Genomic DNA, 18,705 nt, shown 5'->3' on the forward strand with positions numbered 1-18,705 from the left:
ACATTTTGCAGCGAGGTACAGATCGAATGGGAGGAGCACTCGGTGTCCGTCATCCGCACGCAGGTCGCGATTATCGGCTCGGGGCCTTCAGGGCTGCTGCTCGGCCGGCTGCTCACCCAGGCGGGCATCGACAGCATCATCCTCGACCGGGTCGACGCGGCCTACATCCTCGAACGCGTGCGTGCCGGTGTCCTGGAAGAGGGCACGGTGCGGATGCTGGAGGAAGCGGGCGTTGCCGAGCGCATGCGCCGCGAAGGCTTGCCGCATTCGGGCTTCGACCTCACCTTCGACGGGCGGCGCCACCGCATCGATCTCGAGAGCCTGACCGGCGGCAAAAAGGTCATGGTCTACGGCCAGACCGAGGTGACGCACGATCTTCTCGACCAGCGCGCGCGAGATGGCGCGACCTCGATCTATAACGCCGAGGACGTGCAGCCGCATGATTTCGATGGCGAGAAACCCTATGTCACCTACCGCACGGACGGCGTGACGCATCGGATCGACTGCGACTTCATCATCGGGTGCGATGGCTATCACGGGCCAAGCCGCAAGGCGGTACCGGAGAATGCGATCAAGCTTTTCGAGAAGGTCTATCCGTTCGGCTGGCTCGGCATCCTGGCCGATGTGAAGCCGGTCAGCCACGAGCTGATCTATGCGAACCATCCGCGCGGCTTCGCGCTCTGCTCCATGCGATCGCTGACGCGCAGCCGCTACTACGTGCAGTGTTCGCTCGACGACAAGGTGGAAGACTGGTCGGACGAGCGCTTCTGGGACGAACTGCGCCGCCGGCTGCCGCAGGAGGTTGCGGATGGGCTGACGACGGGGCCTTCATTCGAGAAATCGATCGCGCCGCTGCGCTCCTTCGTCGCCGAGCCGATGCGCTTCGGGCGACTGTTCCTGGTCGGCGATGCCGCGCACATCGTTCCGCCGACGGGGGCAAAGGGCCTGAACCTCGCCGTGTCGGACGTGCACTACGTGATGGAGGGGCTGCGCGAGCACTATCTGGAAAAATCAGAAGCCGCGCTCGATGCCTATTCGACCCGGGCGCTCGCCCGCGTCTGGAAGGCCGTACGGTTCTCCTGGTGGATGACGACGATGATGCACCGCTTCGACGATACGGGTCCGTTCGGCCAGCGCATTCAGGAGGCCGAGCTCGACTATCTCGTGCATTCGCAAGCTGCCTCCGCCTCGCTTGCGGAGAACTATGTCGGCTTGCCTTATTGATCCGGGCCGACCGGGCCAGCGTCCGCGTCAGTCCTTCTGCATGTCTCCGTGGCGGGCGAGCGATGACAGCGCCAGCACGACGATGAACAGGATCGGCAGGGCGGTGAAGACGGCGGCAAAGCCCGTGTGCTCGGCGATGAAGCCGATGACGGACGGCGCCACCAGGATGCCCGAATAGCCCATGAAGGTGACGACCGACAGCGCGATGCCCTGCGCGAAGCCCGGCAAGTTGCCGGCAGCCGAGAAGGCGATCGGCACCATGTTGGAAATGCCGATGCCGGCAATGGCGAAGCCGATGATGGCGACCGTCGCATTGGGTGCCTGACCGGCGACGAGCATGCCCACAATGGCGAACATCGTGCAGATCCGCAGCGTCAGCACTGCGCCAAGCCGGTCACGGATCGGATCGCCTGCAAATCGCATGACGGCCATGGCTGCCGAGAAGGCGCCGAACGCCATGCCGGAGAGAGCCAGCGTCGCGTCGAGTTCCTGGCGCAGATAGAGTGCGCCCCAATCGAGAATTGCGCCTTCGGGGGTCATGGAGAAGAGTGCCATGATGCCGATGAGGTAGGGCAGCACGCTTTTCGGCAGGCGGAGCGGCTGCTTTTCCGCAGTTTCCGGCTGGGCATCGCCGCTGACGAAGCGCAGTGCGATAAAGACGACGGCTGCAAGCACGAGCGTGACGATGATGACGTGGTTCATCGTGCCAACCGCTGCGATCAACACGCCACCGAGCGCTGCGCCGACGAGACCGCCCAGGCTCCAGAAGCCATGGCAGGACGACATAATCGCGCGCCGCATGGACTTTTCGACATGAACGGCGTTTGCGTTCATCGCAACGTCCATTGCGCCGAGGAGGCCGCCAAAGAAGAAGATGACGACGACGGCTGCGGGAACCGTTGGCGCCAGCGTCAGAAGAAGCAGGGCCGGGATGCAGGCGATCGCGGTGATGCGCGTGACGAATGCGGATCCGAGACGCGCAACCATGGCGCCGCCGACTGGCATCATCACGAGCGAACCGAGGCCGAAAACGAGGATCATTAGGCCGAGCTGGCTTTCGCTCAGGCCCAGGCGTCCGGCAAAATCCGGGATCTTCGGGGCCCAGCTTCCGACAATGAACCCATTGGCGAAGAAGAGAGCGGAGATGGCCGCGCGCTGGCTTGGAAAAAAGCCGGTCGCGGCGCTTGAGTGTCCTGTCGTGCCGTGCATGTCACATATCCCGGGCCGGAGCTCTGCGGGTTCCATTAAATCGATTTGATCGCGTTGAAAATGGGGAAGGCGCGCGTTTTCGCACGCCCCCACTTCACGATTGATGGCAGATCATTCCGGTGTGTAGGTTGCGAGAAGATCCTTGGCGTCGATCTGGTCGCCGGCTTTCACCAGCACTTCGCCGATGACACCATCGCGGTCGGCGTGGATTGCCGTCTCCATCTTCATGGCCTCAATGGAGAGGATCACGTCGCCGGAAGCCACCTTCTGGCCGGCGGAGACAGCGATGGTCGAAACGACGCCCGGCATCGGCGCGCCGATGTGGTGGTCGTTGCCGGCTTCCGCCTTGCGTTTGACGCCGCTGCCGCCTGCTCCGTGGGCGCGGTCGGGCACTTTCACGCGGCGAGGCTGGCCATTGAGCTCGAAGAAGACGGTGATCATGCCCTTGTCGTTGGTCTCGCCGATCGCCTGGTTGCGCACGACGAGCGTCTTGCCTTTTTCGAGATCGACGAACAGTTCTTCGCCGACATCGAGGCCGTAGAAATAGGCCGGCGTCGGCAACACGCTGACCGGGCCGTAGGTTTCTGCGGCAAGTGCAAAATCCGTGAAGACCTTGGGATACATGAGGTACGAGGCGAATTCGAACTCGTCGACCTCACGTTCCAGCGTCTCTTCGATCGACTTGCGTTCAGCGGCGAGATCGGCGGGCTCCAGAAGCGCGCCGGGGCGTTCGGTGAACGGCTTCTCGTCCTTCAGGATTTTCTTCTGCAGGGCCGCAGGCCAGCCTGACGGCGGCTGCCCGAGATCGCCGCGCATCATCGATACGACGGAGTCCGGGAAGGAGATGTCCTTTGCCGGGTTCTCCACATCAGCGACGGACAGATCCTGCGAAACCATCATCAGCGCCATGTCGCCGACCACCTTGGAGGACGGCGTCACCTTCACGATATCGCCGAACATGCGGTTGGCGTCCGCATAGGCCTGGGCGACTTCGTGCCAGCGGGTCTCAAGCCCGAGCGAGCGGGCCTGTTCCTTGAGGTTGGTGAACTGGCCGCCCGGCATTTCGTGCAGGTACACCTCCGAGGCAGGCCCGCGCAGGTCGCTTTCAAAAGCCGCATACTGGTTGCGCACGGCTTCCCAGTAGAAGGAAATCCGGCGGATCCATTCCGGGTCGAGACCGGGATCGCGCTCGGTGTTGCGCAAGGCTTCCACGATCGAGCCGAGGCAGGGCTGCGAGGTGTTGCCGGACAGTGCATCCATCGCCGCATCGATGACATCCACGCCGGCATCGACGGCTGCAAGCACCGTGGCGCCCGCGATGCCCGACGTGTCGTGTGTGTGGAAGTGGATCGGCAGATCGGTCGTGTCACGCAGCGCCTTGAAGAGCACGCGAGTGGCGGCAGGCTTCAGGAGCCCCGCCATGTCCTTCAGCGCGATGATGTTGGCGCCGGCGGCCTCAAGGTCCTTTGCGAGGTTGGTGTAATAGGCGAGATCGTATTTGGCGCGCTCCGGATCGAGAATGTTGCCGGTGTAGCAGATCGCTGCTTCGCAAAGCCGCCCTGTCTCGCGCACCGCATCCATCGCGACGCGCATGTTGTCGACCCAGTTCAGGCAGTCGAAGACACGGAAAACGTCGATCCCGCCCCTTGCCGCTTGTTCGACGAAATGGCGCACGACGTTGTCGGGGTAATTCTTGTAGCCGACGCCGTTGGCGCCGCGCAGCAGCATCTGCAGCAGGATGTTTGGCGCGCCCTTGCGCACGAGATCGAGGCGCTCCCAGGGGTCTTCCGTCAGGAAGCGCATGGACACGTCAAATGTCGCGCCGCCCCAGCATTCGAGCGAGAAGAGCTCGGGGAGCGCGCGGGCGTAGGTGTCGGAGATGCGCGCGATGTCGTAGGTGCGCATCCGGGTTGCCAGAAGCGACTGATGGCCATCGCGCATGGTCGTGTCGGTCAAGAGTACGCGGGTCTCACCGCGCATCCATTCGGCGAATTTTTCCGGGCCGAGTGTGTCGAGCCGCTGCTTGGTCCCGTCGGGGATTTCCTTCTTGCCCACATGGGGAATGCGCGGCGCTGCCGCTTCCGCCGGCACCGGACGACCCTTCACTTCGGGGTGGCCGTTGACGGTCACGTCGGCAAGGTAGGTCAGAAGCTTGGTGGCGCGGTCCTGGCGCCCGACCTGTGCAAACAATTCGGGCGTCTCATCGATGAAACGGGTCGTGTAGCTGTTGTCGCGGAATTTCGGGTGGCCGATGATCGCTTCGAGGAATGTGAGGTTGGTGGCGATGCCGCGGATACGGAATTCGCGCAGAGCACGGTCCATGCGCAGGATCGCTTCTTCCGCCGTCGGCGCCCAGGCGGTGACTTTCTCCAGAAGCGGATCGTAGAAGCGCGTGATGACGGCGCCCGAATACGCTGTGCCGCCATCGAGGCGGATGCCGAAGCCGGTCGCGCCGCGATAGGCGGTGATGCGGCCATAATCGGGAATGAAGTTCTGTTCCGGATCCTCGGTCGTGATGCGGCACTGCAGGGCGTGGCCGTTGAGCTTGATGTCTTCCTGGCGCGGGACGCCTGATTCCGGCGTGCCGATCTTCTTGCCTTCGAGGATGCGGATCTGCGCCTTGACGATGTCGATGCCGGTCACTTCCTCGGTGACCGTATGCTCCACCTGAATGCGCGGATTGACCTCGATGAAATAGAATTCCTCGGTATCGGCATCCATCAGGAATTCGACGGTGCCAGCGCCGACATAACACGTGGCTTCCGCGATCTTGCGGGAGTATCCCGCAATTTCGGCTCGCTTCTCGGCGGAGAGATAAGGCGCGGGCGCGCGCTCGACCACCTTCTGGTTGCGGCGCTGGATGGAGCAGTCTCGCTCGAAAAGATCGACCACTATGCCATGGGTGTCGCCGAGGATCTGGCTTTCCACGTGGCGGGCGCGCTCGACGAGCTTTTCGAGATAGACCTCGTCCTTGCCGAAGGCCGCTTTCGCCTCGCGCTTGCCTTCCGTCACCTCACGCGCAAGATCTGAGGCCTGGCGGATAACGCGCATGCCGCGGCCGCCACCACCCCAGGATGCCTTCAGCATGAGCGGGTAGCCAATGGCGTCCGCCATTCTGGCCACTTCGTCCATGTCGTCCGGCAAAGGCTCGGTGGCCGGCACAACCGGGACCCCGACCTCGATGGCGAGATTGCGGGCGGCAACCTTGTTGCCCAGGCGACGCATCGTATCGGGGCTCGGGCCGATGAAGATGATGCCGTGCTCGGCGCAGGCGTCGGCGAATTCCGGGCTTTCGGACAGCAGGCCGTAGCCCGGGTGGATTGCATCGGCGCCTGAGAGCTTTGCGACGCGGATTACCTCGTCGATCGACAGATAGCTCTCGATGGGTCCGAGATCACGCTCCAGATGCGGACCGCGCCCGACCTGGTAGCTCTCATCGGCCTTGAAGCGGTGAAGGGCGAGCTTGTCCTCTTCCGCCCAGATGGCGACAGTCTTGATGCCGAGCTCGTTGGCGGCGCGGAAGACGCGGATGGCGATTTCGGAACGGTTGGCGACGAGAATCTTCGAAATCGGCACAGCGCAACACTCCTTTACGGCACAGGCCCGTGCCGGTCCTCACTTTGGAATGTCTAGCGCAGAATTGCTGCGGTGCAAACCGATTGAAAGCTCAGGAAACAAGTCCGAGCCGAAAGGCGAGCGCGACCGCATGGTGGCGGTTCTTGGCTTTCAGTTTCTGCTGAATGCCGTTCATGTACCAATCGACCGTGTGGTTGGAGATTTCGAGAACTGCAGCGATCTCCGGGGATGTCATGCCGTCGGCGAGATAATGCAACGACTCCATTTCTCGATGGGTCAGCTTGATGTCATCGAGAGCATCGAGCGGGTGCGTCTGACCCAGGCCTTTCAGATCAGCCATTCGCCAATAGGCTTTGCTTGCCAAAGCTCCGATCAGCGCAAGATCGGCACTTTGAAGATCGACGGGGTCTCCGCCGATGCTGAGATGCGCCAGAAGCCCCCGGCGTCCATGCACCGGGAAGCTGTAGCCATCCTTCAGACCGGCCTTGCTGGCATCCGCCATCATCCGGTCCATTCGCTTTCCGTGCTTGCCGTTCGCATGGAGTTCGGCCGCGGTCTGCCAGCGAAAGCCGGAGCGTGATTGGCCGAGATGGCGCACCACGGGGTCGATCAGCAGGTACTTACGCTTCACATAGGTTTCCGCCCATCCGTCGGGCAGGATGCCCGAGAGCAGAGCATCGCCCAACGGCTCGTGTGGCAACTGGGCGCGGACCAGGCCGTGATAGGCCACACCATAGGATGCGAGCGCCTGCTGCAGGATTTCCGTCACTTCCTCCGACGTCTCGGCATTGTCGGTTCGATCGATGGCGGCAAGAACGGCGCTGACAGTCACCTGGGAGCTCCTTGAAAGTCGAGAGAATGAAGGGTTCTCGGCGAGGCGCCCAGGGCGCCCCACAAACTTATGGGATTCGCTGCATGATGCAACGAGACGATGCATTTTAGGATGTTCGACGATGTGCGCATGTCGCGCAGGTTGCAGACGCCAGGCCCCCCGGATTTCTTCGAAACAGAGCGGAACGGTCGCCGTGCGCGATGCGTTTGGCAGGGGAGACGGGGGGAGGCTCATAATCAAAGGAGACGAGCATGCCCAAAATCGAATCTGCAAAAATCGCGATCCTGGCAACCGACGGCTACGAACGTTCAGAACTGCGCGAGCCGCTGGACTTCCTGAAATCCAAGGGTGCCAAGGTGGATGTCGTTTCGTTGAAGTCCGGCGAGATCAAGAGCTGGGACGAAGACAACTGGGGTGACAGCGTCACCGTCGACAAGACCTTGGATGAAGTCAGCGTCAGCGACTACGACGCGCTCGTTCTCCCGGGCGGCCAGATCAATCCGGACCTGCTGCGCGTCGAAGAAAAAGCCGTCAGCTTCGTTCGCGAATTCGCCGAATCCGGCAAGACGCTGGCTGCGATCTGCCACGGCCCATGGCTTCTGGTGGAAGCTGACGTGGTGCGTGGCCGCAACGTCACGTCCTACGGCTCGATCAAGACGGACTTGATCAATGCCGGAGCAAACTGGAGCGATCAGGAAGTGGTGACCGACGAGGCCGTGATCACCTCGCGCAACCCGAAGGACCTGCCGGCGTTCAACGCCAAGATCGTCGAGGAGATCGAAGAAGGCCGTCACGAGCGTCAGATCGCTGCCGAGTAAGCCTTCGGCACACTGAAGATTGAAAGAGCGGCCTTGGTGGCCGCTCTTTTTTTTGACCTCAGACGAGTTCGTCAGGCACCAGCCACGACTTCTTGGCGTGCGCGTCGAGGTGATGACGTGGCAGCGGGACGATGAAGCCCTGGCGTTCTTCGGCCGTACCCTTGGCATTCTTCAACGCGATGCCATTCCAGCGCTTGAGATGCTCGGACGTCCATTTCGACGTGTTCATGTCCAGAGCGTGCTCCCAAAGCCGCACGCGGAACTTTTTCACGGAATCCCCGCCGCGCCATGCGATCGCGGTTTCCGTGTCCGTCACGAGGCTGCGGTCATTCAGGTTGGCAGAGCCGATGATCGCGATCTTGTCGTCGCAGACCATTGTCTTGGCATGAATGTAGATCGTGTTCTTGATGATCTCGTCGGGATCGTCCTCTTCCGGATCCGGAAGCTTGTCGTCTCGCGGCATCTGCATGCAGTAGATGCCCAGCCGATCACCGAAGGCGTCGTAGAGCATGTCGGTGTTCTTCTCGCGCAGATACTGCCCATGGCGCGTGGCGATGTTGGGCTCGTCTTCGACGAAGGCATCTTCGGGAATGAGGGGCAACACCATCAGCAGCTCGAGCTGCTTTTTCTGTTTGGCACGCTTTGACAGCGCCTCGGCGATCGCCGTCGAGCGGATGTACTGGTTCTCGATGTAGATGAAGTCCTCGGCCTTCGAAATGATGTCGAGATAGGTTTCACGGATCTCGGTGATCTGGGTGGTCGGCGATCGCGAGAGCCACGACCTGCTCTGCTTGGAGATCGTGCGCATCGGCTTCACTTCGACGCCGCCCTTGATGGGCTTCGTTTCGGGTACTTCCGTGGCCAGCTCGGGGATAGTGATGCCGTTGGGCATTTGCTTGATCCCATCCGGCGCTTTCAGCGATTTCAGGAACTCGATGCTGTCCTCGCGTTCCTCGTTCCACCGGCTTCGAAAATGGCGGGCAAAGAACTTGGCGACCGGGCCTTCCAGTCTGCAGGCCACGTCATGCCACGGAAAGGCGTTGTCGTGTTCCCAGTCGTCCTTGCGCTTGGTGGTGATATCCAGGCCGCCGAGAAAGACGATCTCGTCGTCGATGACGCACAATTTTTCGTGATGGGCCGCCGGATAGAATCCGGGGAATGCCGTCGGTTTGATCGAACATGTCTTTCCGTCGAAATTGACGAAAGGCCACAGGCCAGGTGCCGCTTCGAGATAGGCTACCTTTTCCTTCTTGGTCTTGAAGGCATTGATGGTGTTGACCTTCTCCGCGAGCTTCCAGCGCAGGATAGGCTGGGCCGCGGTTCGGGCTGCCGGGCCCCAGCGCGTGTCGTGGCGCGAGCACATGATAGAGAGATGGCGCTTCTTATCTTCCGGCAGCGCGTCGGCGACGGCATGCAGCTTCCGGTAGGCTTTCCACGCATCGAGATGATAAACGGTGCCGATCACGGGATCGAAATCAGCCACCACGATGCGCAGGTCGACGCCACGTTCCACGACATCCTGCAGGAGGCCGCTGAGTGTTTTGGCCTTCACCTTGCCCGTGGTCTTGATGGATGGCTCCAGCGTCCAATAGGCCATGTGGACAGATGATTTCGCCCCATCGATCGCTTCTTCAAGCGCCGCATACGTTTCCATGCCGCCGATAAGCGGCTCTACCTTGTGTCCGGGAGTGAAATCCATCCCGTCGGGATGGGTCGCGAAAAGGTCGCCATCGTACTTCACGCTCTTCGCCATCGCGTTGCTCCGGATCGGTTGGGATTTGAGAGTCGCAGCCGGAGCAGACCGTGATCACGGCCAACTCTTGCAGGTAATGAAACGCTAAAACACATGGGCACGGATGCGGTTCCGGAGAACCAGCCGGGAGCTTGTGCGAACGCCGATCGAATCAGATATTTGCGCCAAGTGATCCGGCAATTGTGACAGTTGCGTAAAGGCACATATGAAAAAGAAGAATCCGGGCGTCAAAACCGCCGTATCGTCAGAACTGCCTACCCGCAATCTTTATCGTCAGACCGTCGTCGCCCTGGTGGGCGCCGGCGTTGCGCTGGTGGTCACCAATGCGTTCGTGTTCAGTGGGGCCACGCTCGGGCTCATCAGCGCCATGACGTCTCTCGCAATTTACGTCACGGTGGGGGCGATTGTCCTTTCCCGCATTCTCGCGCATCATCCGTATCGCGTTTTCGGCTGGCCCAATACGGTGACGCTGGGGCGGACGGTGCTCGCGGCACTTGTTGCCGGCTACACCGCAGAAATTTCGCTGTGGACGCTGCAGCCGAGCCCGCAGCTTGCCTGGTTCTTCGCTGGCATCGCCACACTCGCCGTCGTGCTCGACGGTGTCGATGGCTGGCTGGCGCGGCGTTTCGGCCCCCGGTCGGACTTTGGCGCACGTTTCGACATGGAAAGCGACGCACTCCTTATCCTCATCCTGTCGGTGCTGGCGTTGGTGCTCGATAAAGTCGGAGGCTGGGTGCTGCTGATCGGCGCAATGCGCTATCTCTTCGTCGGCGCGTCCTACCTGCTGCCATGGCTCGATGGTCCGTTGCCGCCGTCGATGCGCCGCAAGACCGTGTGCGTTATCCAGGGCGCGGCGCTTTGCCTGCTCGCGATGCCCCCGGTTGCAGACGTGGCCGCCACGGGCATCGCCGGCTTCGCGGTTGCCGCCATCATCGCTTCGTTCGCCGTCGATATCGTCTGGCTGTTCAGGCATCGCCAGCAGGTGGGCGGACCGCAGGAGGGCACGGCCTGATGGATATCCGCACATTGGCCGGCCTTGTCCGCTCGCTCGTCATCTACCGCGGCCAGCCTTGGAAGCAGCGACGGCTCGCTGCCTTTTACGGCGAGCTCCTGACGCCGGGGGATCTGTGCTTCGACGTCGGGGCCCATGTCGGCAGTCGCTCGCGGGCGATGGTGAAGGCTGGAGCACGCGTCGTCGCACTCGAGCCGCAGCCGGCCTTCCTCGATTTTCTGCGCCGCTTCGTGCGCTCACCCGACATCGAGATCGTCGGCGCTGCGGCTGGCTCCGAAAGCGGACGGCTGACGCTTCACATTTCAAGGCGCCACCCCACGGTCACCACCATGTCGCGCGACTGGATCGATACCGTAGGCAAGACCAAGGCATTCTCCTCCGTCGACTGGGATGAGGCGGTCGAAGTGCCGGTGACGACGCTCGATGCGCTGATCGAAGCCCATGGCCTGCCGCGCTTTTGCAAGATCGACGTTGAGGGTCTCGAGCCCGATATCCTCGCCGGGCTAAGCCAGCCGATCCCGATCGTCGCGTTCGAATATATTCCAGAGGCGCTCGATGGTGCGCGTGCCTGCATCGACAGGCTCGAAGCGCTTGGTCGTTACCGCTTCAACTGGGTTGTTGGCGAACGCCACAAGTTTGCTGAGCCGCATTGGCTTTCGGCCGCCGACATGCAGGTCGCGCTGACGCGTGCATCTGCAAACGGGTCCGGCGATATCTATGCCCGGCTGGAGGCTGCCGACGATCGCTTGAGCAGCAAGAGCGCGCCGGGCAGGGCGCCCACGATGCTGACCACGCCGTAAAGCAGCGCTGCCGCCAATCCATCTGATCCCGCAAATCCGGCGAGTGGCCACAGCGCGGCGGCGGCACCTTCGCGCAGACCGAAGCCGCCGATCGAAATCGGCACCAGCATCGTCAAAAGCACTAGCGGAATGAGTGCGGCAGCCGCGAGCAGGCCGAGCGGCGCGCCGATGGCGGCCGAGGCGAGCGCGAAAACGGCGATATAGAGAAGCGCGATCGCAAAGCTCAGCGCGCCTTGGATGAGCCACGCTCCATCCGTCAGCCACGCCTTTCTGATGGATGGGCCGAGTGTTTTCAGCCAGTTCGCAAGTGGGCGCGGTGCCAGTCGCGTGCCGACCCAGGCAAGCAGCGCGAGCGCGCCGAGGATCAGAGGCGGTGCGGCAAGCAGCCATCCGGTTCCGACCGGCAACGTGTCTTCCAACAGCAGAGGCCAGCAGGCAATGCCGACGGCGGCGACCATGAAAAACGCCACCTGGCCGGCCAGTCGCTCCAGGATGACGGCGCTTGCTGCAACGCCATAAGCCTTGTCGGCTGCACCTTCGCGGGCCTTGCCTTCCCGCGTGGCGCGCACGGCATCACCGCCGACCCCACCGGGGAGGACCATGTTGAGGAGGCTTGCCAGGTAATATTCCGAGATGGCGCGACCGATCGGCAGAGGGCGCCCAAGCCGCTGCGTGGTGAAATGCCACCGATAGGCCGAAAGGACGATCTGACCTTGCACGAGGATGATAGCGAGGATCGTCAGCGAGAGATTGGCATCGAGCAGACTTGTGATCGCCGCGTCCAGATCGACGGCAAAAGCGACCGCGACAAGAAGTCCAACCACGGCCACCAGCCGTATGACAAGTTTATGACGATCTGGCATGGTGAGAAACGTAAGGCTCGCCTGTTCTTGGATCTTTTCGGCCGGAAGCCGGAATTATCGCCCCGCGACCCACAGAAGGTCATCGTTCCTCAATTCGGATCGTCCAAGTGATGGCAGATAGATTTCGTTCGGACAATGAAAAGCCCATGCGGTCTGACCGCCGGCGGCCCTTCGGGATTTTGTTGCTGATTGCGGCGGTTCTTGCCATTGCCGCGGCACTTCTGTTGCCCAACGACCGATCCCGCCTGGCAGCTGATGCGTTTGCCGCCGTTCCCATCGAGCTGCTCGTCCTGATCATCGCGCTTGCCGTCGTGCCCGGCGTTCTCCGGCCACTGATCCGGTGGGGCGCGGCGCTCCTGCTGGCGATCGTTCTTATCGTGAAGCTCGCTGACATGGCGGCGTTCGAAGCCATGGCGCGGCCGTTCAATCCGGTTCTCGACGCGCATCTCCTGAACGCGGTCTGGGATCTGGCGGTCGGGACGCTCGGACACGCCGCCGCTGTCGGGCTGACCATCGCAGTCGTCCTCCTGCTTGTGTCGATCATCGTGCTCTCGGGCTTTTTGGTCGGAATCACTGCGTCGGGCGTCAAGCGTCATCGCCTTGCTGCCGTGAGTGTTGCAGGCGCTTTGCTTCTGATCGGCTGGCAGATGCCCAAGCTCTATCCCGCGTCCCAGGGCCTGCATTTCCTTACGGCGTCGACCTCCGGGCTCATGCAGCGGCATGCGACCTCGCTCGCAGCAAGCCTCAAGGATCTCGAGGAATTCGATCGCGAAGCCAGCAATGATCCAGCGGCTGATATTGCCGACGATGTGCTGATGTCGCGGCTTGGCGGCCGCGACGTGCTCTTGTTCTTCGTTGAATCCTATGGCCGGACCGTGCTCGACAATCCGCTCTACGCGCCGTCCATCCGGCCGCTTCTGGAGCAGTTGGATCAGACGGTCGACGACCAGGGCCTGCATGCGGCAAGCGGCTTCCTCACATCGCCCGTGTCAGGTGGCCAAAGCTGGCTCGGTCATGCTTCCACGCTTGCCGGACTCTGGGTCGACAATCAGCGCCGCTACAATTCGATGCTGGTCAAGAACAGGCAAACGCTCATCGACGATTTCAATCGCGCCGGTTATCGCACTGTGGCGGTGATGCCCGCGATCACTATGGCTTGGCCGGAGGGCACGGCGCTTGGCTACGACATGGTCTATGACGAGCCGAACCTTGGTTACGAAGGCCTGCCGTTCAACTGGGTGACGATGCCCGATCAGTACACGCTTGCGGCGCTCGACCGCTTCGAGCGGCTGGCAGATCGAGACCAGCCCCTCTTTGCGGAGGTGGCCCTCATTTCCAGCCACGCGCCGTGGACGCCCATTCCGCGCGTCATCGACTGGGCCACTGTCGGCGATGGTTCGATCTTCTCCGAACAGGCACGGGACGGCGCGACGCCGCAAGAAGTCTGGGCCGATCCGGAACGGGTTCGCACACAGTTTCGCCTGTCGATCGAATATGCTCTGGCGAATCTCGATTCCTATATCGCGGAACGGCTTGCCGACGAGTTCGTTCTGATCATTCTCGGGGACCATCAACCTGCCCGCATCATCACCGGCGAAACGGACAATCGCGACGTGCCCATTCATATCATTTCCGACGATGCGCAGATTGTTTCGGATCTGGCTGCAGCGCTCGGCTTCACGGCAGGCATGACGCCACCGGACGATGCGGTAGCGGAACGCATGAGCGTTTTTCGGGGGCGTGTCGTCGAGACGCTGAGTTCGCCACCAGGCACAGTGAATGACGGGGTTGCCGGCACTCGAAGCGTCGGGCCGACCTGATGCGAGAAGAAGCGGTTATCGGGGGCGCCCAGGCGTCCTGTCTCACCTATGTCGCACCGGGGCAGGTCGAACTGCGCCCAGCGCCCCTCCGTCTCGGCGGCGTCGACGATCTCGTCGTGCTGCAGGCCCAGCATTCCGGCATCAGCCGCGGCACGGAACGGCTCGTTTTCAACGGCAAGGTTCCGCCGAGCGAGCATGAGCGCATGCGTGGGCCGTTCCAGCATGGCGATTTCCCGTTTCCCGTCGGCTATGGTTATTCCTGGGTGGGGCACATCGTCGGCGACGGCGCGCAGTCCTATTTCGGCCTGTTCCCGCATCAGGATCACGTAGAGGTTCCACGAGAGGCGCTGACTGCGCTGCCGGAGGGGCTGGATCCCCGCCGCGCCGTGCTCACCGCCAACATGGAAACAGCGCTGAACATCGCCTGGGATAGCGGCGCCGGTCCGGGCGACCGGATATCCGTGGTCGGTGGGGGCGTGCTCGGGCTGCTGGTTGCTGGAGTGGTATCCGATATTGCCGGTACCGATGTCGAGATCGTCGACATCGACGGCGCACGAGAAACGGTCGCCGGTGCGCTTGGCGCCGGCTTCGCAACACCGGACAGGGCGGCTGCGGATCGCGATGTGGTCATTCACACGAGCGCGAGCGAAGCGGGTCTTGCAACCGCATTGTCATTGGCCGGCACGGAAGCCACGGTCGTTGAGGCCAGCTGGTTTGGCGCGGCCACGCCCAGCGTCCCGCTGGGTGGCGCCTTCCACAGCCGCCGGCTCGTCTTGAAGTCGTCGCAGGTGGGTATGGTCTCGCCTTCCCGTCGCGTGCGCTGGACGTACCAGCGGCGTCTGAAGATGGCGATGCGGCTTCTGCTCGATGACAAATATGATCGCCTGATCACCGGCGATGTCGCCTTTGTCGACCTTCCGTATCGCATCGGTGACATTCTTGATCCGAAAGCGGATGGTCTGGCGACGGCAGTGTCCTATCTTTAACCCTTCAACACTTTCCCTTCCTTCACGAGGACTGAGCATTGTCGGAATATTTCGTCGAACTGCGTGACTCCATCATGATCGCCCACTCGTTGCCCGATCCGTTTTTCGGCCCGGCGCAGGGCATGCACGGAGCGACCTTCACGGTCGATGTGCAGTTCGTCGCCGATCGCCTGACCGACAAGAACGTCGTCGTCGATATCGGCAAGGCAATGGAAGCCCTTTCGGCGACGCTGAAGCCGCTGAACTATCAGAACCTCGACGAAATTCCGGCCTTCAAGGGCCAGATCACCACGACCGAGTTCTTGGCGCGTCACATCTTCGATGAACTGGCCGAAACGGCGCGTAGCGGTGGACTCGGTGAGGGATCGGAAAACATCAAGCAGATTCGCGTCTATCTCCACGAATCCCATTTTGCCCGTGCCGGCTACAACGGGACCCTCTGATCATGCGAGGCGATGAGGCTTCGGTGACGAAGCCGATTGCGTTCGTCATTCCAGGCGACATCGAGACCCTGTCGGGCGGCTATGGCTACGCCCGCGCAGTGATGGCCGCTTGGCGTGCTGCGGGCGTGCCCTTCGAGCACATCGTTCTGCCGGGCGATTACCCGTTCCCGTCGACCGCTTCCCTGGAAGAGACCGAGCGGACGATCGCGCTCATCGATCCGGATCAGCCGATCCTGATCGATGGCCTCGCCTATGGCGCCATACCCCGGGCTTTGATCGATCGCCTTCAGCGCCGCTTCGTCGTTCTCCTTCATCATCCTCTTGGCCTGGAGACAGGGCTGGACGAGACCCAGGCGAAGGCGCTGATCGAGAGTGAGAAAGCTGCCGTCGATGCTTGCGCGCATGTGGTCGTGACGAGTGCGGAGACGGCGCGGACGGTCGTCGACCTGTTCGATGTGGCAGAGAGCGCGGTGACAGTGGCCGTTCCAGGGACCAAGCGGCGGCCGCGGGCGATTGCCGGTTCAACGCCGATGATCCTGTCGCTCGGATCGTTGACGCCGCGCAAGGGGCACCTCGATCTCATTGCGGCATTGGCACGGCTCAAGGAGCACGATTGGACTGCGCACATTGTCGGTTCCGCGTCGGCGTCTCCGCAAACCGCCAACGACATCCGCCAGGCGATCGCAGCCAAGGGCCTCGAAGATCGCATTCATGTTCCAGGCGCACTCGGCGGCGAGGAGCTCGACGGCTTGTTTGCGCGGGCCTCGATCTTTGCACTGGCTTCCTATTACGAGGGATACGGGATGGCGTTTGCCGAAGCGATGGCGGCGGGGTTGCCCATCGTCGGCTATCGCGCAGGCGCCGTGCCGGATCTAGTTCCAGCCGAAGCGGGCACGCTCGTTGCCCCAGGCGACATCGATGCGCTGACGGAAGCGCTGGGGGCATTGATCCGTGACGGCGCCCATCGCGAGCGGCTTGCCGACGGTGCATATCGCGTGGGGCAATCCCTGCCGGATTGGCCGGAGACGGCGGCACTCATCAACGACACCGTGCGGCAGAAAGCTTGAGCATGACAGAAGCGTCCGAAATCAGGGGTTTTGCTGCCGACTGGCTGGCGCTGCGGGAGCCCGCCGATCACGCCTCGCGCAACAAAGAGGTTCAGGCAGCCTTTCTTGCCCACATGGCCGAACTGACAGGCGAAGCGGTGATCGTCGATATGGGCGCCGGCACGGGATCGACCGCGCGCGCCCTTGCGCCGGCGATCGCCAAGGCCAATCCAGGCCTGCGCCAAAGCTGGGTCCTCGTCGATGCCGACAGCCTGCTCATCGACCGCGCGCGTCAGGAGCTGGCAGGTCTCATAGGCCAGGGCATCGGCATCGAATTCGAGCAGGCCGATCTTGCCGACCGTTCGGCACTGGACGGCTACATGGCGCGCGCCGACGTGGTCACCGGCTCGGCGCTGATCGATCTGGTTTCGGCCGAATGGCTCGACTGGGCGGCGCAGGCTGCGGCCAGGCACCGGACGGCACTTCTGTTCGCGCTGAATTATTCGGGCACCGAGGCCTGGTCTCCACCACATGCGACAGACCAGGCCGTGCTCGCTGCGTTCTTGGCGGACCAGCGGCGCGACAAGGGGTTCGGCCGTGCGCTTGGACCCGATGCGACCGACTATCTCGCGCAAAAGCTCAGTGACGCCTTCACCGTGACTCGCGGAACAAGCGACTGGCGTCTGGGGCGAGCTGATCAAGCGCTCATCGAGGCCCTTGCAGCAGGGATCGCCGAAGGTATCGCGGCGCATCCCGAACCTACGGCTGACGCGCGCGAAGAATGGCTCAGGTCGCGCAAGATCGCCGAGACGGTCGTCGTCGGGCACGAGGACATTTTCGCGCGCCCGATCTGATTTGCTCGGGCGAATGTCTCGCGTGGTGGCTTACGCTTCCGGTTCTGCCACCCGCTTGCCGATGCCCATGCGTCCGACCACCCCGTCGCGCTTGACGAAGGCGTGGTACAGCGCCCCGGCGACGTGCAGAATGAGCAGCACGAGAAACACTTTTGACGCGATCTCATGCGCAAAGAGCAGGGTCTCGGCGAGGTCCTCGTCCTTTTCGAGCAGGACGGGGACGTGGAAGAGATAAAAGACGTTGATGCCTTGCGCGCCCGCTCCGTAGGCCGATTTGCCGAGCCAGCCCAGGATCGGAACGACGAACAACATGACATAAAGTCCGACATGCACGAGATGCGACAGCGTGCGCTGCCAGCCGGTCAAAACCGCGGCAGGCTTGGGAGCCGTGAAGGCGAGGCGGGATGCTACCCTTGCGATCATGAGGGCCAGCACGGTGAGCCCGATCGACCAGTGCAGCGTGTACATGACGTCGGTGACCGGGTTGTAATCCCGCTCGACCATGATGAGCCCGAGCGGGAATCCGATCAGGATCAGGAGGAAGATGGTCCAGTGCAAGAAGCGCTGTGCGGGATGATAGGTCCTGCGGATCATCGGCTGCGACCTCCAAATAGGGGTGAGGTCACGGCAAGACTTCAGTCCGCGGACCACACGCTCTGCATCGTGCACTCATATAGCACGTCGCCATCGTCAAACTGGATCAAGCGGACATCAGGGCGAATGGCGCCGTTGAGGCTGTCGATCGGCGTCAGGTTCAAGCCACTGACGCCCGAGCCGAGGATGATCGGCGCCATCAGGATATGAAGCTTGTCGATCGCTCGGTGATTGATGAAATGGGAGAGCGTGGAGGCTCCGCCTTCCACGAGAATGCGGCGATAGCCGCGTGCGGCGAGTGCATTCACCACCGAGACGGGATCAAGCATCGGCCTGTCTTCGCCTTCGCCGGGCGGAAGCATAGCAACGCCGATCTCATCTTCGTGCTGGACGTCGTCTTCGCGACGGATGAAGAGCGGCTTTTCCGTGTGAGCTCCGAACAGGCGGGCATCGGGCGGTGTGCGACGGCCAGGGTCGATCACCACGGCGCGCGGCGACGAGCCATTGCAGCGACGGACCGTCAATTGCGGATCGTCCGCCACAACCGTCCCCACACCGACGATGATGGCATCCGCATTAGCGCGCAGGGCGTGCAGGTGATCGAGCGCATCGGAGCCATTGATGTACTTGGACGCGCCATTGGCGCAGGCGATACGCCCGTCGAGGGTCTGGCCCAACTGACCGACCACCACGATCTGGTCAGATTTCGCAGTCTTCAATGAATCCATGTCCACGCTGATGTTCACGTTGAGAATCGCCTCTTGCGGATGCCGCCGCATCGCATTTGCCATGCACTACGACCGACAGCCCAGAGCGGATTTGTATCGAGGCGGGGTCCCGGCGCCGAGACGACGGTTCTCGGCTTCTCATATACG

General features: G+C 62.4%; 16 protein-coding genes. 9 read left to right on the forward strand and 7 right to left on the reverse strand.

The window, feature by feature from the left end; all coding sequences use genetic code 11:
• The first annotated feature begins 51 nt into the window (after positions 1-51).
• On the forward strand, positions 52-1,224 hold the full coding sequence (gene pobA / locus D5400_RS04665; RefSeq protein WP_126012736.1) for a 4-hydroxybenzoate 3-monooxygenase: 1,173 nt from the start codon (positions 52-54) through the stop codon (positions 1,222-1,224).
• Positions 1,225-1,251: 27 nt separating this feature from the next.
• Here the strand turns inward: pobA and D5400_RS04670 are convergent, their stop codons facing one another.
• The 3 genes from D5400_RS04670 to D5400_RS04680 all read right to left on the reverse strand — a co-directional run bounded on the left by D5400_RS04670 (position 1,252) and on the right by D5400_RS04680 (position 6,841).
• Positions 1,252-2,433 carry an MFS transporter gene (locus D5400_RS04670; RefSeq protein ID WP_126008143.1) on the reverse strand — a complete coding sequence of 394 codons (1,182 nt, stop codon included), beginning with the start codon at positions 2,431-2,433 and terminating at the stop codon, positions 1,252-1,254.
• Between the two features lie 111 nt (positions 2,434-2,544).
• Positions 2,545-6,009: a pyruvate carboxylase gene (gene pyc, locus D5400_RS04675; RefSeq protein WP_126008145.1), complete on the reverse strand. Its 3,465-nt coding sequence runs from the start codon at positions 6,007-6,009 to the stop codon at positions 2,545-2,547.
• Between the two features lie 91 nt (positions 6,010-6,100).
• Positions 6,101-6,841, reverse strand: coding sequence for a LuxR family transcriptional regulator (locus tag D5400_RS04680; protein ID WP_245451431.1), 741 nt, complete (start codon positions 6,839-6,841; stop codon positions 6,101-6,103).
• Positions 6,842-7,092: 251 nt separating this feature from the next.
• Between D5400_RS04680 and D5400_RS04685 the strand changes: the two genes are divergently transcribed.
• A complete protein-coding gene (locus tag D5400_RS04685) occupies positions 7,093-7,659 on the forward strand; it encodes a type 1 glutamine amidotransferase domain-containing protein (protein WP_126008150.1) in 567 nt (188 codons plus the stop codon).
• Positions 7,660-7,717: 58 nt separating this feature from the next.
• On the opposite strand, the gene D5400_RS04690 is transcribed toward D5400_RS04685, so the two are convergent.
• Entirely contained in the window at positions 7,718-9,412 is a 1,695-nt protein-coding gene (locus tag D5400_RS04690; protein ID WP_126008152.1) for a phospholipase D-like domain-containing protein, read from the reverse strand.
• Between the two features lie 205 nt (positions 9,413-9,617).
• On the opposite strand from D5400_RS04690, the gene D5400_RS04695 reads away from it, so the two are divergent.
• Positions 9,618-10,424, forward strand: a complete 807-nt coding sequence (locus D5400_RS04695; RefSeq protein WP_126008155.1) for a CDP-alcohol phosphatidyltransferase family protein — start codon at positions 9,618-9,620, stop codon at positions 10,422-10,424.
• Entirely contained in the window at positions 10,424-11,224 is an 801-nt protein-coding gene (locus tag D5400_RS04700; protein WP_126008157.1) for an FkbM family methyltransferase, read from the forward strand. Before D5400_RS04695 ends, D5400_RS04700 begins: the two co-directional genes overlap by 1 nt.
• On the opposite strand, the gene D5400_RS04705 is transcribed toward D5400_RS04700, so the two are convergent.
• Positions 11,140-12,048, reverse strand: a complete 909-nt coding sequence (locus D5400_RS04705) for a lysylphosphatidylglycerol synthase transmembrane domain-containing protein (RefSeq protein WP_164527797.1) — start codon at positions 12,046-12,048, stop codon at positions 11,140-11,142. The genes D5400_RS04700 and D5400_RS04705 overlap by 85 nt on opposite strands.
• Before the next feature lie 185 nt (positions 12,049-12,233).
• On the opposite strand from D5400_RS04705, the gene D5400_RS04710 reads away from it, so the two are divergent.
• The 5 genes from D5400_RS04710 to D5400_RS04730 all read left to right on the forward strand — a co-directional run bounded on the left by D5400_RS04710 (position 12,234) and on the right by D5400_RS04730 (position 17,236).
• The gene (locus D5400_RS04710; RefSeq protein WP_164527798.1) at positions 12,234-13,907 is read left to right on the forward strand and encodes a sulfatase-like hydrolase/transferase; all 1,674 of its coding nucleotides are present in this window, start codon (positions 12,234-12,236) and stop codon (positions 13,905-13,907) included.
• Positions 13,907-14,893 carry a zinc-dependent alcohol dehydrogenase gene (locus D5400_RS04715; protein ID WP_126008163.1) on the forward strand — a complete coding sequence of 329 codons (987 nt, stop codon included), beginning with the start codon at positions 13,907-13,909 and terminating at the stop codon, positions 14,891-14,893. Before D5400_RS04710 ends, D5400_RS04715 begins: the two co-directional genes overlap by 1 nt.
• 74 nt (positions 14,894-14,967) lie before the next feature.
• Positions 14,968-15,336: a 6-pyruvoyl trahydropterin synthase family protein gene (locus D5400_RS04720; RefSeq protein WP_126012739.1), complete on the forward strand. Its 369-nt coding sequence runs from the start codon at positions 14,968-14,970 to the stop codon at positions 15,334-15,336.
• 23 nt (positions 15,337-15,359) lie between these two features.
• Positions 15,360-16,403: a glycosyltransferase family 4 protein gene (locus tag D5400_RS04725; protein WP_164527799.1), complete on the forward strand. Its 1,044-nt coding sequence runs from the start codon at positions 15,360-15,362 to the stop codon at positions 16,401-16,403.
• A gap of 2 nt (positions 16,404-16,405) precedes the next feature.
• Entirely contained in the window at positions 16,406-17,236 is an 831-nt protein-coding gene (locus D5400_RS04730) for a class I SAM-dependent methyltransferase (protein WP_126008167.1), read from the forward strand.
• Positions 17,237-17,266: 30 nt separating this feature from the next.
• Here the strand turns inward: D5400_RS04730 and D5400_RS04735 are convergent, their stop codons facing one another.
• On the reverse strand, positions 17,267-17,830 hold the full coding sequence (locus tag D5400_RS04735; RefSeq protein ID WP_126008169.1) for a cytochrome b: 564 nt from the start codon (positions 17,828-17,830) through the stop codon (positions 17,267-17,269).
• 41 nt (positions 17,831-17,871) lie between these two features.
• Complete coding sequence (locus D5400_RS04740) at positions 17,872-18,576, reverse strand: RibD family protein (protein ID WP_245451432.1); 705 nt, start codon at positions 18,574-18,576, stop codon at positions 17,872-17,874.
• Positions 18,577-18,705: the final 129 nt, after the last annotated feature.

The organism is Georhizobium profundi (assembly GCF_003952725.1).
GTDB classification, from domain to species: Bacteria; Pseudomonadota; Alphaproteobacteria; order Rhizobiales; family Rhizobiaceae; genus Georhizobium; species Georhizobium profundi.